The sequence below is a fragment of the Azospirillum cavernae genome, assembly GCF_003590795.1.
GTDB classification, from domain to species: Bacteria; Pseudomonadota; Alphaproteobacteria; order Azospirillales; family Azospirillaceae; genus Azospirillum; species Azospirillum cavernae.
The window spans coordinates 179,724-198,602 of record NZ_QYUL01000006.1; the positions used below are offsets into that span (position 1 = coordinate 179,724).

18 protein-coding genes, 1 pseudogene and 1 other annotated feature are annotated in these 18,879 nt (G+C 61.7%); of the genes and pseudogenes, 3 read left to right on the top strand and 16 right to left on the bottom strand.

Annotation, left to right across the window (positions count from 1 at the left end; all coding sequences use genetic code 11):
• Positions 1 to 108 precede the first annotated feature (108 nt).
• Positions 109 to 1,007 (top strand): annotated as a pseudogene (locus D3877_RS28660) (IS3 family transposase); the annotation flags it as partial.
• Positions 171 to 288 (top strand) — a sequence feature (AL1L pseudoknot). It overlaps the preceding pseudogene by 118 nt.
• Before the next feature lie 161 nt (positions 1,008 to 1,168).
• Here D3877_RS28660 and D3877_RS28665 read toward each other — a convergent pair.
• From D3877_RS28665 to D3877_RS29670, 16 genes are all read right to left on the bottom strand, one after another.
• Positions 1,169 to 1,864, bottom strand: coding sequence for a cephalosporin hydroxylase family protein (locus D3877_RS28665; protein ID WP_119834212.1), 696 nt, complete (start codon positions 1,862 to 1,864; stop codon positions 1,169 to 1,171).
• A 121-nt stretch (positions 1,865 to 1,985) separates the two neighbouring features.
• Complete coding sequence (rfbC, locus tag D3877_RS28670) at positions 1,986 to 2,537, bottom strand: dTDP-4-dehydrorhamnose 3,5-epimerase (protein WP_119834213.1); 552 nt, start codon at positions 2,535 to 2,537, stop codon at positions 1,986 to 1,988.
• Positions 2,537 to 3,823 carry a class I SAM-dependent methyltransferase gene (locus D3877_RS28675; protein WP_238475151.1) on the bottom strand — a complete coding sequence of 429 codons (1,287 nt, stop codon included), beginning with the start codon at positions 3,821 to 3,823 and terminating at the stop codon, positions 2,537 to 2,539. Before D3877_RS28675 ends, rfbC begins: the two co-directional genes overlap by 1 nt.
• Entirely contained in the window at positions 3,787 to 4,851 is a 1,065-nt protein-coding gene (locus tag D3877_RS28680) for an NAD-dependent epimerase/dehydratase family protein (RefSeq protein WP_119834214.1), read from the bottom strand. The genes D3877_RS28675 and D3877_RS28680 overlap by 37 nt, the downstream gene beginning before the upstream one ends.
• Positions 4,852 to 4,942: 91 nt before the next feature.
• Complete coding sequence (locus tag D3877_RS28685; RefSeq protein WP_119834215.1) at positions 4,943 to 6,193, bottom strand: glycosyltransferase family 2 protein; 1,251 nt, start codon at positions 6,191 to 6,193, stop codon at positions 4,943 to 4,945.
• On the bottom strand, positions 6,193 to 7,344 hold the full coding sequence (locus tag D3877_RS28690) for a UDP-galactopyranose mutase (protein WP_119834216.1): 1,152 nt from the start codon (positions 7,342 to 7,344) through the stop codon (positions 6,193 to 6,195). The genes D3877_RS28685 and D3877_RS28690 overlap by 1 nt, the downstream gene beginning before the upstream one ends.
• 46 nt (positions 7,345 to 7,390) lie before the next feature.
• Positions 7,391 to 8,518, bottom strand: a complete 1,128-nt coding sequence (locus tag D3877_RS28695) for a radical SAM protein (protein ID WP_119834217.1) — start codon at positions 8,516 to 8,518, stop codon at positions 7,391 to 7,393.
• A 46-nt stretch (positions 8,519 to 8,564) separates the two neighbouring features.
• A complete protein-coding gene (locus D3877_RS28700; RefSeq protein WP_119834218.1) occupies positions 8,565 to 9,233 on the bottom strand; it encodes a class I SAM-dependent methyltransferase in 669 nt (222 codons plus the stop codon).
• Complete coding sequence (locus D3877_RS28705; protein WP_119834219.1) at positions 9,233 to 10,138, bottom strand: NAD-dependent epimerase/dehydratase family protein; 906 nt, start codon at positions 10,136 to 10,138, stop codon at positions 9,233 to 9,235. Before D3877_RS28705 ends, D3877_RS28700 begins: the two co-directional genes overlap by 1 nt.
• Complete coding sequence (locus tag D3877_RS28710) at positions 10,132 to 11,421, bottom strand: nucleotide sugar dehydrogenase (RefSeq protein WP_119834220.1); 1,290 nt, start codon at positions 11,419 to 11,421, stop codon at positions 10,132 to 10,134. The genes D3877_RS28705 and D3877_RS28710 overlap by 7 nt, the downstream gene beginning before the upstream one ends.
• Positions 11,418 to 12,347, bottom strand: coding sequence for a Gfo/Idh/MocA family protein (locus tag D3877_RS28715; protein ID WP_119834221.1), 930 nt, complete (start codon positions 12,345 to 12,347; stop codon positions 11,418 to 11,420). Before D3877_RS28715 ends, D3877_RS28710 begins: the two co-directional genes overlap by 4 nt.
• An 18-nt stretch (positions 12,348 to 12,365) precedes the next feature.
• Entirely contained in the window at positions 12,366 to 13,910 is a 1,545-nt protein-coding gene (locus tag D3877_RS28720) for a PfkB family carbohydrate kinase (RefSeq protein ID WP_119834222.1), read from the bottom strand.
• A 3-nt stretch (positions 13,911 to 13,913) separates the two neighbouring features.
• Positions 13,914 to 14,924: an NAD-dependent epimerase/dehydratase family protein gene (locus D3877_RS28725; RefSeq protein ID WP_119834223.1), complete on the bottom strand. Its 1,011-nt coding sequence runs from the start codon at positions 14,922 to 14,924 to the stop codon at positions 13,914 to 13,916.
• Positions 14,921 to 15,922 carry an NAD-dependent epimerase/dehydratase family protein gene (locus D3877_RS28730; RefSeq protein ID WP_238475152.1) on the bottom strand — a complete coding sequence of 334 codons (1,002 nt, stop codon included), beginning with the start codon at positions 15,920 to 15,922 and terminating at the stop codon, positions 14,921 to 14,923. The genes D3877_RS28725 and D3877_RS28730 overlap by 4 nt, the downstream gene beginning before the upstream one ends.
• A gap of 46 nt (positions 15,923 to 15,968) precedes the next feature.
• The gene (locus tag D3877_RS28735; protein ID WP_119834225.1) at positions 15,969 to 16,709 is read right to left on the bottom strand and encodes a transaldolase; all 741 of its coding nucleotides are present in this window, start codon (positions 16,707 to 16,709) and stop codon (positions 15,969 to 15,971) included.
• A 251-nt stretch (positions 16,710 to 16,960) separates the two neighbouring features.
• Complete coding sequence (locus tag D3877_RS29670) at positions 16,961 to 17,494, bottom strand: hypothetical protein (RefSeq protein ID WP_147395319.1); 534 nt, start codon at positions 17,492 to 17,494, stop codon at positions 16,961 to 16,963.
• Positions 17,495 to 17,577: 83 nt separating this feature from the next.
• Here D3877_RS29670 and D3877_RS28740 point away from each other — a divergent pair, with 83 nt between their 5' ends.
• On the top strand, positions 17,578 to 17,892 hold the full coding sequence (locus D3877_RS28740; protein WP_119834226.1) for a hypothetical protein: 315 nt from the start codon (positions 17,578 to 17,580) through the stop codon (positions 17,890 to 17,892).
• A 321-nt stretch (positions 17,893 to 18,213) separates the two neighbouring features.
• Positions 18,214 to 18,831, top strand: coding sequence for an SIS domain-containing protein (locus tag D3877_RS28745; protein ID WP_119834253.1), 618 nt, complete (start codon positions 18,214 to 18,216; stop codon positions 18,829 to 18,831).
• Positions 18,832 to 18,879: the final 48 nt, after the last annotated feature.

Sequence of the window (18,879 nt, forward strand, 5' to 3'; positions counted from 1 at the left end):
TATCAAACCGCTGCAAATTAACGGATTTGCAGAAGACCGACAATCTTGGTCGTGAGGCTCCCAGGGCAATCGCTTGAAGACGAGGGGGATTCCGACGGATGTGCAGGAAAAGCTGAAAGCGCAGAGATCCGGGAACTGCGGCAGGCGAACGAGATTCTGCGCAAGGCGTCAGCCTATTTCGCGATGGCGGAGCTCGACCGCCGACCGAATGATGCTGGGTTTCATCGAGACCCACCGCCAGGACTATGGGGTCGAGCCGATCTTGCCGAGGTTCTGCCGATCGCCCCATCCACTGTGCGTCGGCATGCCACTCGTCAGGCCGATCCGACCAAGTTGCCGGAACGGACCCCTCGCGATGCCGGGTTGAAGGCGGACATCCGGCGGGTGTTTGACGAGAATTTCCAGGTTTATGGGGTCCGTAAAGTGTGGCGGCAATTGCAACGCGAGGGCCGGAAGGTCGCCCGTTGCACGGTCGGGCGGCTGAATTCCGGACACTCTCGTGGCTGTCGAATTTCACCTACGTCCCCACCTGGAACGGCTTTGTCTCTGTGGCCTTCATCATCGACGCCTTCGCGCGGCGGATCGTTGGCTGGCGGGTTTCCCGAACGACCAATGCCGATTTTGTCCTGGATGCTCTCGAACAGGCACTGCATCAGCGCCGACCGGTCGGCAAATCCGGAGTGGTGAACCAGCCCGACAGGGGCAGTCAATATGTGTCCATCAAGTACACCGGGCGTTTGCTTCTGGCTGGCATCGAACCCTCCGTTGACAGCGTTGGCGATTCCTATGACAACGCCTTGGCTGAAACCATCAACGGTCTCTAAAAGGCCGAGGTCATCCACAGGCGAGAACCTTGGAAATCCTTCGAGGCCGTCGAATACGCCACCCTCGAATGGGTCGACTGGTTCAACAACAGACGCCCGCTCGAACCCATCGGAAATATTCCGCCCGCCGAAGCCGAGCGACGGTATTATGCTGACAGGGAGACCATGCCCATAGCGGCATGACTCACGAACTATCGCTGCCGACAATCCCGGTGCGGTTCAGTCTACCCCCTATTGCCACGAGTTCCAGCAGACCATCGTCGTCGGCCGCGCCGAACAGGCCCAGGGCACAGCCTGCCACCAGCCCGACGGATCGTAGAGGATCATGGGGTGTGGGGGGAAGATCAGCGGAGCCTCCGCAGGAAACCGTCTGGATTGTATCTGGCCCAGGTGGTCGTAATGCCTTCGTTGAAGAGGAGTGGCGGGTCTGCCAGTTCGAAATCAGGATGGGTCGCGGCAAACAAGGCGGCGGCAGCGGCTGGGTTATTCTCTGCCCAATCCGGCTGAGAACGTGGTGCGCCCGGCAGATGGCGCATGATGCCATCCATTGCCACAATCCAGGAATCGACCGATACCAGGGGCGCGTAAGCTTCCAACTCGGCCAGCACATGGTCCTGGTGATGATTGCTGTCGAGGATCACCAAAACCCGTTCACCCGGCATGATCGTGGCGCGCACGCGGTCAACAGTGTCTGGGGCGGAAGAGTCGCCTTCGATCAGGGTGATCAAGTCGGACAGTTCATGGGATTCGATTGCCTGACGATTGTGCGGTCGGATCTCTATATCAACGCCAACAACATGGCCTCGGCCCATGGCCCGGCATAGGCTGGCATGAAAGACCAGGGACCCACCATGCGCTACCCCGGTTTCTACGATAACATCCGGTTTGACCCGATAGATCAGTTCCTGCAAACGCAGGAGATCATCGGGGAGTTGGATGATCGGGCGGCCCATCCATGTGAAACTGTAGACGTATTTAGCGTCCCAGCCACAGCGCAGATACGCGGCGGTCACGGCGGCGAAGGCTTCGGGACTGCTCATGGGCAAATCATGGTTGCCGTTCGCAGTGGTCACGGTTACGCGACCTGAAGCGAAATCGATCGCAACGCGAGCAGGCCAAGGGGTGAAAGGAGCGTTCGACACGGCGAAGGGAAGTCCTCTGTCAATCGAGGGAAGCGGGTTTACGAACCGTCGCCCATAGGGGCAACGCCGCGTCGCGTGACGAGATGAGAGCGGGTTCCATTGGCCAGGGGATCCTCAGTGCCGGATCGTTCCAGCGCAATCCCCTTGCTTTGGATGCTGTATACTCCGGTGAAATACCGTACAGAATCTCGGTGTCAGCCTCAAGAGTCATGAAGCCATGGGCGAAGCCCGTGGGAACATACAAGGCTCTTTGATTTCGTGCCGACAGTTCGACATGGAAATGCTTTCCAAATGCCGGGGAATCCTGGCGCATATCGACAACCACATCGAAGATGGCGCCGTGGGTGCAACGCACCAGCTTGGTTTCCCACGATGGCGGAGCCTGATAATGAAGACCTCGCAGCGTGCCAGCGACGGGATTGCGCGACAGACTCCACTGGTCGTCCGCTGCCTCCAATCCCCATTCCCTGAAGGTCTTCCGGCAATAGAGTCTGGTAAAACTGCCGCGTTCATCCGCATGGATCGGCATTTCGACAATGAACAGGCCGGAAAACGGGGTGGAGGCCAGCATTAAACCAGTTCCGCGACATGGGGGATGGGAACGACGAACCGCCCACCCCACGCACGGATGCCCGACAACTGGTCCATGATTTCCTCCCGCAGGTTCCATGGCAAAATCAGAATACGATCAGGTTTTTCCGCGAAAATCCGATCAGGCGACACGATGGGAATGCCGGTGCCGGGAAGAGAGCGCCCTTGCTTATGAGGGTTGATGTCGGCGACGAAGACGATGTCGCGCGCGGTGACTCCGCAGGCTCCCAGCAAGGTTGCGCCTTTGGCGGCGGCCCCATAGGCGGCGACCCTTTGTCCATTGGCTGCAGCGACATCCAGGAAGCCGCGCAGGTCGGTGATGCAGCGGCGAACCGTGGCGGCGAAATTGTCGTATATTTCGTCGCGATCAAGACCGGCGGCGGCCTCCGCCGCGTGGATCCGCGCCAAGCCGTCCGACCGAGGGGCCGTCTCAGTCCCCGTTGTGGCGCTGTGGCGGACCCAGAGGCGCAGGGAACCTCCATGTGTCGGCAATTCCTCCAGATCGAACACGACCAGACCATGCCGTTTCATTGCCCGTTCAAGCGACAGCAAGGAGAAGTAGGAGAAATGCTCGTGGTAGATCGTATCAAACTGGACACCCTTGATCAGCCGCAGCAGATGGGGAAACTCGCAGCTGAGAACGCCGCCGGAGTTCTCCAGAAGCAGGGCCAGACCGCTCAGGAAATCGTCAAGGTCGGGCACATGGGCCAAGACGTTGTTCGCCACCACCAGATCGGGAGGCGGTCCCGCTTCGCGCAGGCTGCGGGCCGTGCCCGCGCCGAAATAGCGGCCATCGGTCGGGATGCCGATGGCCCGCGCCGCCGCCGCCACGGTCGTGGAGGGTTCGATGCCGAGAACCGGCACCCCTATGGCCTGGAAGTGACGCAGAAGATAACCGTCGTTGCTGGCGATCTCGACCACAAGGCTTGACGGGCCAAGAGCGAGACGCTGCGCGGCTGTGTGGGCAAAATGCCGGGCATGCTCGACCCAGCTCGTGGAGCAGGACGAAAAATAAGGATAATCAGCGAAAATGGTTTCCGGCGGGATGCCGTGGTCGAGTTGCACCAGTCGGCAGTCACGGCAGACCGCCACCACCAGGGGAAAGCGCTCTTCCGGCTCCTTGGAGGTGAGAGGCAGGCGGTTGGCGAGCGGCAGCGCGCCCAGGTCAAGGATCGTCCGGATGTCTCCGCCACCACAGGCACGGCAGCGCAAAGGCGTTGCAGCCCCGGTCATCGTGGCGCCCCCGCCAAGGCCGGGGCCGCACACAGACGCAGATCGGCGCCCACCCGGCCCTGCTCCTGCAGGAACTGAAGGTGCTTCAGCCGAATGAAGCGGTGCGACTGGAAATCGTCGGCCGTCAGTTCCCGCGCCCGGATCCAACGGTCGACCTCCTCGCACCCCATCTCCACGGTCCATTCAGGCCGGAAATCTGGCAACTCCCGATGCGCGCGTCTGAAATCGACCCGGTAGGAGCGCGGGTCGCTCCCGTTTTCCCCGGTGATCGCGATGTGAGTGCCTGGAACTTGATTCTGAACCAGCCGGGCAAGGTCGGCGACCGTCAGGTTGTTGTCGTCCCGCCCGATGTTGAACGGTCGGGCATGCACGATGTCACGCGGCGCGGTTGCCGCACGCAGCATCGCCTGGGCCATGTCCTTGATGTGAACAAGAGGACGCCACGGCGTACCGTCCGACAGAACCCGGATTTCGCCGGTGGTTCTTGCCCAGGCGACCAGATTGTTCAGAACCAGGTCGAATCGCATGCGCGGACTGGCGCCGAACGCCGTGGCGAAGCGCAGGAAGACGGGAGAGAAGCGATCATCGGCCAAGGCCCCCAGATCGCGTTCGCAAGCCGCTTTGGACTGGGCATAGGCGGACACCGGCCGCAATGGCGCTGTTTCCTCCAGCGGTGACGCGCAGTCGGCCGCCGCGCCGTAAAGGCTGCATGACGACGCGAACACGAAGCGCGGACAGCCGGCGGCCTTCGCCAACGCCGCCAGCCGAAGGGTGGCCGCATGGTTGATGTCTGGCGTCAAGGCTGGCGCCAATTCCCCCAACGGATCGTTGGACAACCCAGCCAGATGCACGATGGCGTCCACATCCGTCACGTCGCCCGGTCCGACGTCACGCACATCGCGCCGGATGTCCCCGTCGGGGACAGGCTGCGGCTCCAGCGGATCGACGCAATCCTCGAAGTATCCATTGTCGAAACCGATCACATGGTGACCGGCGTTCTGGAACGCGGCGACCACCGCAGGACCGACATATCCGAGATACCCAGTGACAAGGACGCGCATCGTCTTTCCTTTCCAGCGGGAACAGACACCCGGCTGCTTCCGGTATAGTCCCGGCCACCGCAAGCCGACCGCCGCTTCATAGGCGTTTTTCTTAAAGGCATTGGCCGCGCCGCAGCACGGGATCGACGGGCCAGAGAGAAGAGCGGACGGCGGCGGGGTTGACGCGATAGTTGCGCAGGATCGCGGCGATTCGCTGGACAGCGTCTCCGAGCGAGTTGCAGCCGAGCCGCCCGGCGTCGAGCCGGATCTGGCGCAAATACCCCTCTCCATCGGCGCTGAAGCCAGCGTGATGCCGTGGTGCTGGCGGCAGAACCAGGGTCGCCGGATCAATTTCCATCTCCAGGCGCTCGGCATGCTCCAGGATGGCTTGTTTCCACTCATCGAATGGGACGCTGATTCCACCCGGATCCCGCATGACACAACGGAGCACGCTGCGCTCATCCGCCGGAACCGGGGGGGCCGCGTCAGAATCTGCCGAGATGCCGAGTGTGATACGGACATTGGCGAGCGTGCCCAGCATCATCGTCTCCATGCCGGCCAGACGGGTGTCGGACAGCACGGTCCAGGATTCGATGGTCTGCCCGGCCTCTGCGGCAAGACGCTTCAGCATCGCGCGCATAGCTTCGGGTGTTTGCCCACGACCGCCGTTGCTCCCTCGTGACCACCCGGCGATGGACAGAGGCTCCAGAGATTTCACGTATTCCTTCGCGCAAAACAAATTCGTCAGCGTCGCCCCGATGTCCGGCTGGAGATCGAAGAAGTAGCGTCCGCCCGCACGACCGCGTGCGGTGTCGATGACCGATCGGTGGACGAAACCATGGTAAATTGACGGCGCGCCGATCCAGCCGCGCCGTCGGGTGTAGAGTTCCTCCAGAACCTGTCGGCAGGATATCTCTTCCCAGCCATCTCCGAGAAGAACCTGTACCATATTGCGGAATTCCGGCGCATCGTGGCAAGGCCAGCCGTAGACGGCGGCGACCCACGTCAAAAGCCGGGCGCCGGTCGCCGCGATGATTTTTTTTGCCTGAGCGCAAGCATCGGGGAGCAGCGCGTCGTCGTCACCGATAACAATGATCCATTCACCGCGCGCGGCCTCCAATGCCGCCGCCCAGTTGTCATGCATGGATAGGGGATGGTCGCTACGCCGGTAGACGATTCGCGGATCGTCGAAGGACAAGACCACCGCCCGTGTATCGTCTGGGCTGGCGTTGTCCTGAACGATCACCTCCAGGTCGCCATCGGTCTGCGCCAACACGGTTGGGATCGCTTCGCGCAGGGTTCGGGCACGGTTGCGCGTGGGAATGATGACGGAAAATGTGGGCATGGCTGCGGAGTTGAGCATCAGCGCCACTTCTCCATCGGCACCGGATAGTCGCGCCCGCCGCCACGGACCTGATCGGCCATGATCATCGCCTGTTCGATGCAATCATCGATGTCGAGGCTGTAGCGATAGCTGCCAGCCCGGCCGATTGAATAGACGCCGTCCGGCATCTCCTCGAAATAACAGCGGGCTCTGGCGATTTCCGACTGGTACGGCAAGGGATAGTGCCGACCGTTGAGCGAAGGAATCTCCATGCCGATGAGGGTTGTCGGCGATGTATGATGGGTAAATTTCTTGTATTCGACGAGGCGGGTAAACTTTTCATCATTGGCATAATACAGAAAATACACATCGTTTGGAAATACATGCTCGGTCGGGAAAACGATCTTGTGCAAATCTCGACCGATAAAGCCAAGCTCACCATGGCATTTATCGAACAGGAGATCCGGGGATATAGTGTTGACGATAATGTCGAATTGATGCCTATCGCCTTTGATGCTGACAGTTTTATTAGGAATGTCGTAGTGGTCGATGGTCGTGTTCAGAAGAACGCGAGCGCCCTGGGTGGCGATGTCGAAATAAGCGTTGTAGCCGTCATGGGCATAAGGATAGGCGGAAATCGCCGTATCCCAAGCGGCGCGCGGCCCTTCCTTGATGGCAACCCCCTTGGGAGACCAACTGAATGTGTCGATGGCCGAGTTGTCGTCGATCATCCACATTTTATGATTGTATTTTTCGACAAGCTTTCCGTAAAGCGTCTTGCCAACCGACCCGATCCAATACTCTTCAAGATTTTTGGCGTTCGATACGCCTTTTACTTGCTTCAGCTCCTGATGGACGATGTCGCGATCCGGCATGCGTTCGATGTCGTCCATGTGGATTGGAAAGCTGTAAAAGGCATCGTCCTGTTCCACATAGGTGAGGAATTCATGCTCGTTGCACCGGCGCAGCGGAATAATCGCATTGAGGTAGGTGTGGACGGCCTCGTTCTGAGTCAGGAAATGGCGCGGACCAAAGGTGTAGGGATGGCCGCCGTAAAAGAAGGTGCGGACACCGGCGCCGAGAAAGGGGGCGGCCTCGACAATCGTCACGTCCCACCCACCCATCAGAATCAGCTGATGAGCCGCCGCGCAACCCGCGAAACCGCCGCCAATGATCAATGCCGTCTTCATCCTTATCCTCTTTCCCGTCAAGATTGATTGCCCGTGTTCTCGGGCGTCAGGCAGGCTCGCTGCCGTTCCGGTAGCAGCCGTGGCAGATCTCGGGAAGATCTCCGTTCAAATGGGCGCGACGGAACTGGCGGTAGGTTTCCCCGGTCCAGGCCGCCGTGAGTTCGCGGGCATCGCCCAGATCGCTGGCCTCCGGGGTGCCGACCGTGCAGCACGGTACGGCACGCAGGTCGGAGGACACGTACAACCGCTCGAAGGGCCAGGGGCACAGCGTTTCGCGCCTGCGCGTGTCGTATTTCTCGGTGACGCGCCAGAACGAGACCGCAACCCCGAGCGCCCTGCCGCGCTCCACCAGGTTCCAGCACGCTTCTTCCGAAACCTTGCCGTCCACCAGGATTTCGTCATTGCGCTCTCGCCACTCCTTCTGCCCCCAATCGGTCAGGGTGAGCGAAAAGGTCAAGTCGTGGAAGCCCATGGCCGCCGCCAATTCGACGAAGTCCGACAACTGATGAAGGTTGTCGCGCTGAACGACGACCCACATCTTTGTGCGGGATACGCCCCGTTCGTCGCAATAGGCGTTGATCAGGCGGCAATTGGCGACCACGCGTTCGAACACCGAACCACGCCGAATCGCCTCGAACACGGCTCGGTCGGCCCCGTCGATCGAAATCTGCACCTCGTTGGGATCGGCGTCGATCAGCTTGCGGTGATTGTCGTGGAGATGCAGGAGCGAGGCGTTCGTCGTGGTCCGCACCCAGATGTGGCTGGACCGCGCGTGTCGGATCATGTCGAACACCGCATCGCCTTGAAGAAGCGGTTCGCCCATGCCCTGAAGCTTTATTTCCACAACACCGTACTGTTCGTCGAGCAGATGTTTGAAGTCATCCAGAGACATGTCGGCGGCTCGTCGTCCCTTAGGCCAGTCGCTTACTTGGCACATCCGGCAACGGAAGTTGCAGCGGCTGACATTTTCGATGTCGAGCTTGACCGGCAGGTAATCGATGTCCTCACCACCGAAACGGCCGCGCAGATAACGCTCCCAATTCTCACGGCGCCGGGAGGTGTGGGCCAGGGCCAGTTCCCGCTCGCGCCGATAGGCCTCCACCCCCGCCGAAGGCTGCGGTGTCGGCAGTACGGGGAGCGCCACGGCGTCGGGATGGCTTACGGTTTCCTGCATGATCGGTGCTTTCCGTTTTGAACCGGGAATGGGAGGAAAGACAGCCCTATGGCAATTCCGCTTCGATGATCGTCCAATAATGGTCGCCCCGATAGCCGGCTTCGGCGAACAACGCCTTCCAGCCGTCGGGGTCGTAGTGGGTTTCCGCCGTCAGCACCCAATCAAGGAAAAGTTGGCGCTCGACCGCGTCGCGGTAACTGTCGACCTGGACATAGCCCCGACCGGGAGCGACGCGCTCCATCTCCTGTAGCGCCGCGATGCAACCGGCACGGTCCAGATTGTGCAGCGTGTTGATGGCCAGGACGGCGGAAAAGCTGTTGTCCGGAAAGGGGAGGGACACCGCATTGCCGAGATGCAGGCGACCCACCGTCCCAGGTTCGCAATGCTTGAGCGCGTAGGATGACACGTCCAGGCCGAACGCTTCCAGGCCGGGGCAGACGGTCATCAGATCCTTGACCAGGAACCCCTTGGCGCAGCCCACGTCCAGCACCCGGTCGCCGGGACGCAGGTGGAAATGGGCGACGATGTCCTCGGCGATCGGCAACCAGCGGCCATCGTAGCGGTAACCACCATAGCCGCACTCGCGAGGGCCATCGAAATAGTCGAAACCGAACTCACGGGCGGCGCGAATATTCTCCGGGGTTTGCCCGGCATGGCGCTGATGCAGGTTTCGACGCGCCCGGGGATAGCGACGCAGCAGATCAATCTCCGCCATTAGACCTCACCCCCGGCGGCGCGCCGCCCTTCCAGTTCCCGCCACACCGTGACGAAGCCCTCTTCCGGCGCGGTCCAGGCGAAGCCAGGAAAGGCCTTGATCGCGCTGATGATGTCGAAGTGGCGGTGGATGATCGGGTTGTTGCGAGGGGTGGGACGGATTTCCACCGGCTGACCACCGCTGGCCGCAATCGCCAGTTCCGCCACGTAGTGGAAGGACAGGGACCGCCCGGTAGCCACATTCAACACGCCCTGGCTGCCATGCTCCAGACAAAGCCGGACGATGGTCGCGAGATCATCGACCAGCACATGGTCGCGGCATTCCTCGCCCCCGCCGAACAGCGTGATGGTCTCCCCCTTTTCCACCTGTCGGCGGAAGCGGTTCGGGCCGTAACCGTTGTGAGTGTCGTCGGCACCGTAGAGCAAGGAGGGGCGCAGAAGCGCCGTTGCCGGTCCCATGGCGGTCTGGAACATCAGTTCGCGCGCCAGATGCATCATGCCGTGGAAACCGCCGGGATGGCAGGGCGTCGTCTCGACAATCCGTGATTCCGCGTCCGGATAGACTGCGTCGGAACCGATATAGACCAGATGCCGGATCGGCTGGGCCGCCAGAGCCCGGCAGGCCGCTTCGGCCATCGTCAGATTTTTCATGAAGGTGGCGATATCCCGCCCCCGGTCGGGCGTCAGGGCGCTGACGAAGACCATGGCGTCGTCAGGGCGCAACTGTTCGGCAAGCCGGGCCGCCGCGTCGTCAGCCAGCAGATCCAAACTGTCGGACCCCAGGGCAAGCACTGGCCAACCGCACTGTTCCAGGGTCCGGGTCACCCTGCGGCCGACAAAGCCGCGGGCTCCGACGACGACCGTGCGCGCGGGTGGGGTGGGAGACGCGTGGCTGTGCTTCAGCATGATTGAGTTTCCGGGGAAAGGGGGCGGCCGAGGCGGCGATGATCCAGACCTGCCGCGCGGCAGTCTTCGTGGTCGAGCAGCCCATAGGGATCGACGACCAGCCGGCCGACCATGGCCTCGGCTAGCGCAGCGGGGCGGATCTCGCGGAACGCCGGCCATGGGGTCATGAGCAGCACCGCCTCCGCTCCCTGGCAGGCCTCCAAGGCTCCCGTGGCCTCGACCGCGCCGTTCAACCCGGCAGCCGCAGCGGAGACGAGGGGATCATAGACGGACAGAGCCAGCCCGTTCAGATGGCCGATCAGGGCGAGTGCGGCGGAGTTCTTGGTGGACGCGGTGTCCTCCTTGTAGGCCAGCCCCAGCACGGCCACCTTGCACCCGTCCCGCAACGCGCCCAACCCTTGGGCAAGAACGCGCAAGGCCCAGTCCCGCCGATGTCGACTGTTGCCGATGAAGGCGTCGATCAGCCGGGCATCGGCGCCATGGATGGACGCCAGTTCCCGCACGGTGGCCAAGTCACGCTCCAGATTACCCCCGGCAATGCCCAGTCCGGGCATCAGATAAGCATGGGGGCCAATGCGGCGGTCCAGCTTCAAGGCCGGAACAATGTCGTGCCAGTCGGCTCCGATCGATTCACACACCTCCGCCAGCGTGTTGGCCACTGTCACCGAGGCGACGAGACAGACGTTGATGGCGATCTTGGCCAGTTCAGCGCTCTCGAAGGCCATCGGCAGTTGCGGGCAGTCGAAGCGGTCCAGGAAGGCGGCCAAGGCCGGCGGAAGCGGCTGCCCGCCATCCGGAAGCCCCAGGATGATCCGCTCCGGGGCAAGGGCGCGCTCCACGGCACGGCCGAACACAAGGGTTTCGACCTGGTACAGCAGCGCAAATTCCGGCCGCTGGTGGGCACGGGTGAAACCAGGCGGCACTTGGCTGAGCAGAACGACCGGCGTCCCCGGCTCGACATGCGCGGCCACCAGATCAAGCAGTTCCTCCAGCCCCCGTAAATCGCTGCCACCGCCGGCGTCGGTGGGCACATCCGGAGCGACGTAAACCAACTGGCAATCACGCAAGGCGTCCGGATCGGCTGCAAACCGGACGCGGCCCGCGACTTCGGACCGCAACGCCTCAAGCCCCGGTTCGGACACCGGCAACTGGCCGACGTTCAGGGCGGCGATGCGCTCCTGGCCGGGGTCGAAGCAGACGACCGAAAATCCCTTGGCGGCAGCGGCCAAGCCAGAGATCAGCCCAAGATGGGTCATGCCCGCGAAGGCGATACGGAGGGTCATGCGGATGCACTCGTCAAGGCGTCCCGGCACAGTCGTCCAATGACACGGTCAAGCCAGATGTCCCGCTCCAGCCCATCGGCCTGACGGGCGTGGCACAGGGAAAGGAAATGGTTGTATTCCAATGCCCATGTGGGATCGGGCTGGATCAGGGTGACCGCCTCCTCCGGCGGCCGACCGCTGGGCAGCATGCGCTCGCGCAGGGTGAAGGTGCTCGGCCCCCATTTGCACAGCGATTCGATGGTGGCGGCGCCGTGCTCCCCGACCAGTTCCGCGGTGAAGTGGTTGCGCCAGCTCAAGAGTGACATTTCGAGTTGGATGTGAGGCGTGCCCGGCCGGTCCACGACGACATGATCGAAGGCCTTATTCTCAAAGCGATGGGCGGCGCGAACGACGAAACCGTCGTCAAGGTCGCCCAGCCAGAAACGCAGCGTGTCCAGGAGATGCGAGGCGAGATCAGGCAGCACACCCGCCCCACGGTCCCGCCACGGGGAATTGCGGACATCGCGCGCGGTGCCGTTCCCGTAGAACAGGCGCAGCGTGTACAGTCGGCCAAGCCGACCTGAGGCGATGCAGTCGCGCATGCGCACGAAATGAGGTTCAAATCTATGGTTGTAGGCGGTGTAGCAGACAAGCCCCCGCTCCCGCGCCAAGGCGTTCAGCGCCTGCAACCGCTCGCCCCGGCCAATTGACAACGGCTTTTCCACCAGCACATGCTTGCCGATGCGCAGCAGATCGCCGATCAGGTCCAACTTGGGTTCGTCGGGGGTGCAGACCAGGGCTGCGTCATAGAGACCGGGTTCCACGTCGTCGATGTGGCGGAAGTCCGCCTCGGCGACGTCAGGATCCACGGTGGCCACCACATCGCCTGCGGCGATGGCCCGCCGCTTGCGCCCCTGTATGCCCATGCCGACAACGATCACCCGCATCGTGCTGTCCTCTGCCGTTCAGGCATAATTCGCCCGCCGCTCCAGTTGATCGATCCGTTCCAGCACCGCGTCAGGATGAACCGGGATATTGCCGTCATGCTCGCATTCGATCGCAGCGGCGATCGATCCTAGAATCGAGGCGATGACCTCGTTCCGCGTGGTGATCATGGCCAGCGTGGCGTAGGCCAGCAACGCGTCGCCCGATCCCACAGCGTCGGCCACCTGTTGAGCGAAGCTGTCAACCGTGAAAAAGGAACGGACATCGTCCACATCGGGGCGCTGACGATAGGTGATCAAACCGCGTTCGCTCAACTTCAGGATCAGGGTCCGGCATTCGGCCTTGCGGAACAGCTCGTAAGCCAGCAGGCGCACCGTCAGGTCCTGGTCACCAAGCGCGAAGCGGGCCTCGCGCTCGTTCGGGGTGATCAAATCGAACCCCTTGAAATCCAGGATGTTGCCCCAACGGCTGGCGACTTGGCTATCAGCCACCCGGTAAACCCCTTCGGGAATGCCGGCGATCAGGGCGGGAGTGGTCTGACGGTTGAAGATGCCGTGGCGGAAATCGCTGAAGACCACGGCGTCCACCGGAACCTCGGCCATCGACGCCAGGAGGCGGCCGAGGATCTTCTCCGAGATGGCCCGGTTGTCCACCGTATCGACCTTCAGAAGCCGATACCCATTGGCAATGAAGGCATTCTTGTTCGTGGTTGGCCGGGTCGCATCGAACACGGGCCGACATTCCACCCCGGCGCTGGTCAGATCCTTCAGCACCGTGTCCTTCAGCGGATCCTCGCCGAGAACGGTGGAGAACACGACCTGGGCGCCGGCGGCCTTGAGATGCTTGGCGACGACGGCGGCGCCGCCGGTGTAGTCGACGCGCTGTTCATGACGAACACTGAAGGTCGGCGTCTTTGTGTTGCCGCCAATCAGCGTGCAGTGGGTGTGGCTGTCGACGATGGTGTCGCCAACCACATGCACCCTGGTTTTGGCGAAACCAGCCAGAGTCTTGCGCAAATCGCCGAAGGTGACGTTTTCCGCCGCCATCACGGTGACCAGCTTTTCCACCCCAATGGAAGGGGGCGCCATCTCGATCAAAGCGGAGGAGGAGTAGACGATGTCCCCTGGGGTGAAGATGAACTCCCCGCCATAGCTTTCCAGGACCTTTTGTTCTTCCCGGGTCCGCGGGTGAAGCCCACCATCCACGTACTCATAGCCCTTCGCAAAGAAGTCGGGCTGTATGATCCCCAGATTGCGCAGGGGCGTGGGGTCGGAATCGATGATGACGTAATCGACGACCTCCAGCGCGGCCAAGTTCAAGGCGCGCAGGTTTTCCGGCACGTAGGGCCGGAAATTGGCTTTGTGAATGTGCGCGTCGCAGGTCAGGCTGGCGACCAGGATGTCGGCTTTGTCGCGGGCGTAGAAGAGATGCCGGACATGGCCGGGATGCACCACGTCAAACGTGCCGTGGCACATGATCACTTTCTTTTCACGCGGATGCGGCCCGATGATGGCGCACAACTGCTCGACGGTGACGATCTTGTGCTTTACCGCTGTCTCGATCATGAATCACGCCTCCACGGTCGGCTGGGACAGCATGGCGAACCATGTGCGGGTGCTCTCGGCGATCGACTGCGGATCCCACAACGGGGCCTCGCGCCAATCCTCAATCCGTTCCAGCATGGTCCGCACCCCTTGTTCGAACGGCACCTCCGGTTCCCACCCCAACTCCGCCCGGATACGGCCGATGTCGGCCCAGGTGCAGTCCGGCTCGCCCGGCCGCTTGGGGATGTGCACCACAGCCCCTTCCAGCAGTTCGACCAAGCGCAGGATCGTCTGGGGCCGGCTGGCGCCGATGTTGTACACACGTCCGACACGCGGTGTTTTCGCTGCGGCCAGGAAAGCCCGAGCAACGTCGGTGACATAGACGAAATCCCGGGACTGGCTGCCGTCGCCGACCACAGTGAACGGAACTCCCGCCAGCTTCTGGCGCAGAAAGACCCCGAACACCGCTCCATAGGCCCCGGACGTGCGCGTGCGTGGCCCGTAAGCGTTGAAGATGCGGATCACGTTGACCGGCAGGCCGTAGACCTGATGCCAATGCAGGACCGCCTGCTCGCCCTGGTGTTTGCTGAGAGCGTAGGGGTATTGGGGGGCGATGGGGTGTTCCTCGACCGTGGGCGTGGCGGCAAGGCCGTAGCAGGACGAGGAGGCGGCATAGACCAGCTTGCGCACCCCGGCGGCTCTCGCCGCTTCCAGAACCCGCACGGTTCCCATGACGTTGACGTCCATGTAATCGAGCGGGCGGTCGATGGAAGGGACGATGTCGCCGATGCCTGCAAAATGGAAAACCAGATCGGCCCCCTGGAACAGGGCGTCGCCAGGCTCCAGCGAACGGATGTCGCGACGGTCAATCACCACGTCCGGATCGTTGCGCAAATGAGCCAGATTCTGTTCCCGCCCGCCCGATAGGTTGTCGATCACACGCACCGCATAGCCGCAGGCGCGCAGAAGATCGACCATATGGCTGCCGATGAAGCCCGCTCCACCGGTGACGACGGCGACGGAAGAACCAGTCATTGAACGCACCGCGTCTTCATCGTCTTGATGTTGAAGTAGGCGTCGCTATCCAGGCTGTCCGGCAGTTTCCCCGCCTTGAAGGCGGCGCAAAGATCGCGCACGGCGGTCTCGACGCTCCGCTTTGGCTGGAACCCCAGCATCCGTGTGATCTTGCCGGAATTGATGTGGTAGGAGCGTGGATCGTTGCTGGTCGTCGTTTCGACCTCGACTGCGGGACGGTCCGGAAACTCGGACTCAACGACGGATTTCACGACTTGGGCGATGTCCTTGATCTTCAGATTCTGGTAGCCGCAGTTGAAGATCTGGCCGGCGATCTTTTCGGACTCGACCTCCAGCAGAAGCTGATAGGCGTCCGCCATGTCGTTGATGTGCAGATTGGGGCGCATCTGCTCCCCGCCAAACACGGAAATCCGCCCCTTGTTCACGGCAAGGTTGGTCAGGATGTTGACCGACAGATCCAGGCGGGTGCGTGGGCTGTAGCCGCAGATGGTCGCCGGCCGGATGGTGACGCAGGTGAAGCCGTCGGCTTGGTGCTTGAACAGCAGCGGTTCGCACAGCCCCTTGTAACGGTTGTAGTCGGTCAGGGGCACCAGCGGATGCTCCTCGGTCACGTCGGGCTGATCGCTCACCCCGTACACCGAACTTGACGAGCAGTAAACGAACCGTTGCACGCCGGCGCGCTTGGCCGCCATGACAATCGGCTCGAAACAGGCATAGTTGATGGAGTGGCTGAGTTCGGGATCGAGATCGAAGCTGGGGTCGTTGGAAATGCAGGCCAGATGCAGAACTGCGTCCTGCCCCGCCATGGCTTCGGCCAAGCGGTCGGTGTCCCGGATATCTCCCTCGACCAGGGTCAGGTTCGGATGTTCCGGCAGCGTGCCACGGCCGTAATACAGGATGTCGTAGACGGTGACGCGATAGCCGGCGGCCAGAAGCTGCGGCGTCAACACACTTCCCACGTAACCGGCACCACCTGTGATCAGGACCTTCCGCAGCATCGTCATTCCTCGTTCAGCCATGTTCGGATCAATGTCGCAAGATGGATCAGGATGCGACGAATTCAGGAGCGCCGATGGAATAGCCGGCGGCTGTCGCGTCACGATAGAACATCTGTACGGTCTCGATCGAGTATTCGTCCAAATCCTTGCCGATCAACGGCAGCTTGGCCAGAAGATCGTGGGTGATGGTGATGATGTGGCAGCCGATGGCATCGGCCTGGACGACATTCAGCAATTCGCGCGGGCTGGCCCATATCAACTCGGCCCCGGGTTTGGAGCGCAGGACGGCGACGGCCTCGGCCATCAGGGGGACGGGATCCCGTCCCGTGTCGGCGACCCGCCCGGCAAAGACCGACACCAAGGCTGGGACATTGGGAGTGAGGCACTCCGCGACCCGGCGCACCTGCTCCACGGTCGTCAAGGCGGTCACATTCACAGCCACGCCATCGGCGGACAGCCGACGGATCAGCGGACCCGTAAAATCGCCTTTTGTGTTGGTGACCGGAATCTTCACGTTCACGTTGCGTCCCAGCCGAGCGATGACGTGGGCTTGACGCTCCATTTCGTCGAAATCATCGGCAAAAACTTCAAAAGAGAAAGGACGGTCAGGAACTAGGCGAAGCGCCGAACGGGCAAAACTCAGATAGTCGCTGACGCCGGCCTTGCGCATCAGGGTCGGGTTGGTCGTGAATCCCTTGATGAGGGGGTTGGCCGCCAGCTTGGCGATCCCACTCAATTCTGCACCGTCAGCAAAAATCTTCACCGACATTCCCTGGAGTTGTTCCATTGCCCATCGCCTTTATCACGTAACGGAAGGTTGGCTTCACCACTTGACGCAGCGATCCGAACCTGTCACCGGGAATACCCCGTTCTTCACCGCATGCTCTTAATACAAGCCGTAGCGCAGCCGCTTCCAAGCTCATCGCTGGCCTTCCCAGCAATTGCACGCGAAAGAGGCAACGCAAAAATCAGGCCGTTAGATCCGGGTTTTCGTCCGCCCCCCCGCTCCGTCCAGACCGAGAGCCGTTGAAGCCCAAGTCATTGCACAAACACGCTGAAACAGCGTGTGATCGGCTTTCCGCCAAACGATGCGTCGCCTTCGGCCTTCCGGCGGAACCCGGCAAAATTGAACCACCGGCAAATTTTGCTGGCAGGCAAGATTTGCCGGTGGGCAAGATTTGCCGCTTCTGCGAGCGTGGCCACGCCGGAACCGGACGGTGACGTCCTTTGCACCAGACGGGCAAGCGAGTAACCACAAAGAGCATGGGTCTTGCGCGGCATAAGGGGAAACCGGAACGGAAAAGGATCTTTGCCTATGCCAGAAGGCTGGCCCGCGCAACCTTTATTCAGGATCGCGCAAAGCCCGCAAACCTGCCCGGCAATCGCCAAGCGCCGCGCGAGCGCGGCCAGGGGTGAACGTCCGGCAGGCTTCTCTCTATAAAGTCCCACGATGTTTGTTGGTTTCTTGCGTTCAGAGTATGCTAATGCTTTTGGATAGATTCTTTCAAACGGCCCATCAAAAGGTCCATCATGCCCTCTCCCTTGCGCATCCTGTTGGCCGATCCCGTCCACACGTTTGTTGGGCGTGACAACTGGTGCATCCCGCTCAGCGTCCTTTAATCGCCGCCACTCTGGAGCAGCGCTTCGGAAGGCGCGTGGAAGTCGAGGTCTTCAAGTTTCCTGAGCGCATGCTGGCCGCCATCGAAACCGGGATGGCTTTTGGACGCGAATGTGTTTTCGATTGGGACTTCACCGCCTGGAGCACTGATCCCGTCGGCCGAACGGTGGAGGAATTCAAACGGCGCCCGCGCCTGTCTTTTTATGTGGAGCCGGAGCAGGAAGCCGACTTGCAACGACACATGCGGTCCCTTGCCCACAAAGGTCGTGAATACCAGATGCGCAAGCCGCACGAACCCTATTGCGGCATCCGCAAGGAGCACCTGCTGTTCCGGGTTTCCAATATCGGGTGACGGCGACGTCTCAACTCTGGCGCCGATGCCGACAGTCGACCCAATAGGTTGAGGTTTGCGGACCAGGGCGTAGGTTCAGCGGGTCCTTGCCGGCGACCCGCAGGACCATAGCGGTGGGAATGATGAAGATCACAAAGAAAACGGCGGTCCAGATGGTATTGAAAGCTTGAGTCACCATCAGCTCCCTTGTTCGGTCGGAGCGGCCAGTCATCAGCCACCATTCGGAGAAAAGTCTATCAACGGTAGCCGTGAAGTGGCAAGCTCCCCAAGCTTTTTGTCGTTTTGACGCTTCTGTGTCTGATCTGCAGGAAACCGATGCCGATGACCGTGACAAGCTATACCTCTGATTATCTCGACGAATCGATCCGTATCATCCGCGAACTCGACCGTTCGGTGATCGACCGCATGGCCCAGATCCTGGCCGATACGCGCGAAGGCGGCGGTCGCCTCTTCATTCTGGGGGTCGGGGGCGGGGCGGGACACGCCAGCCACGCTGTGAACGATTTCCGCAAGATCGCCGGAATCGAAAGCTACACTCCCACGGACAATGTGTCCGAATTGACCGCGCGCATCAACGACGAGGGCTGGGACAGTTCATTCCGACGCTGGCTCGAAGTCAGCCGAATCGCCGCGCAGGACACCGTCCTGGTATTCTCGGTCGGCGGCGGCAACATTGATCTCAAAGTCAGTATGAACATTGTCGAGGCGGTCAAATTGGCCAAGGAGCGGGGCGCCCGCGTGCTGGGGGTGGTTGGCCGCGATGGCGGTTACACCGCCCAGGTCGGCGACGCCGTCGTCATCGTTCCCACCGTCAACCCCGCCACCGTTACGCCGCACACCGAAGCTTTCCAAGCGGTTGTATGGCATCTCGTGGTGAGCCACCCGGCTCTGAAGCGCCATGAGATGGCTTGGGAATCGAAGCAAACGGCAATCCCGTAAGATGCCCACCTCCCGCTTGCGCGCCTGCTTCGACCGATCCGGCGCATG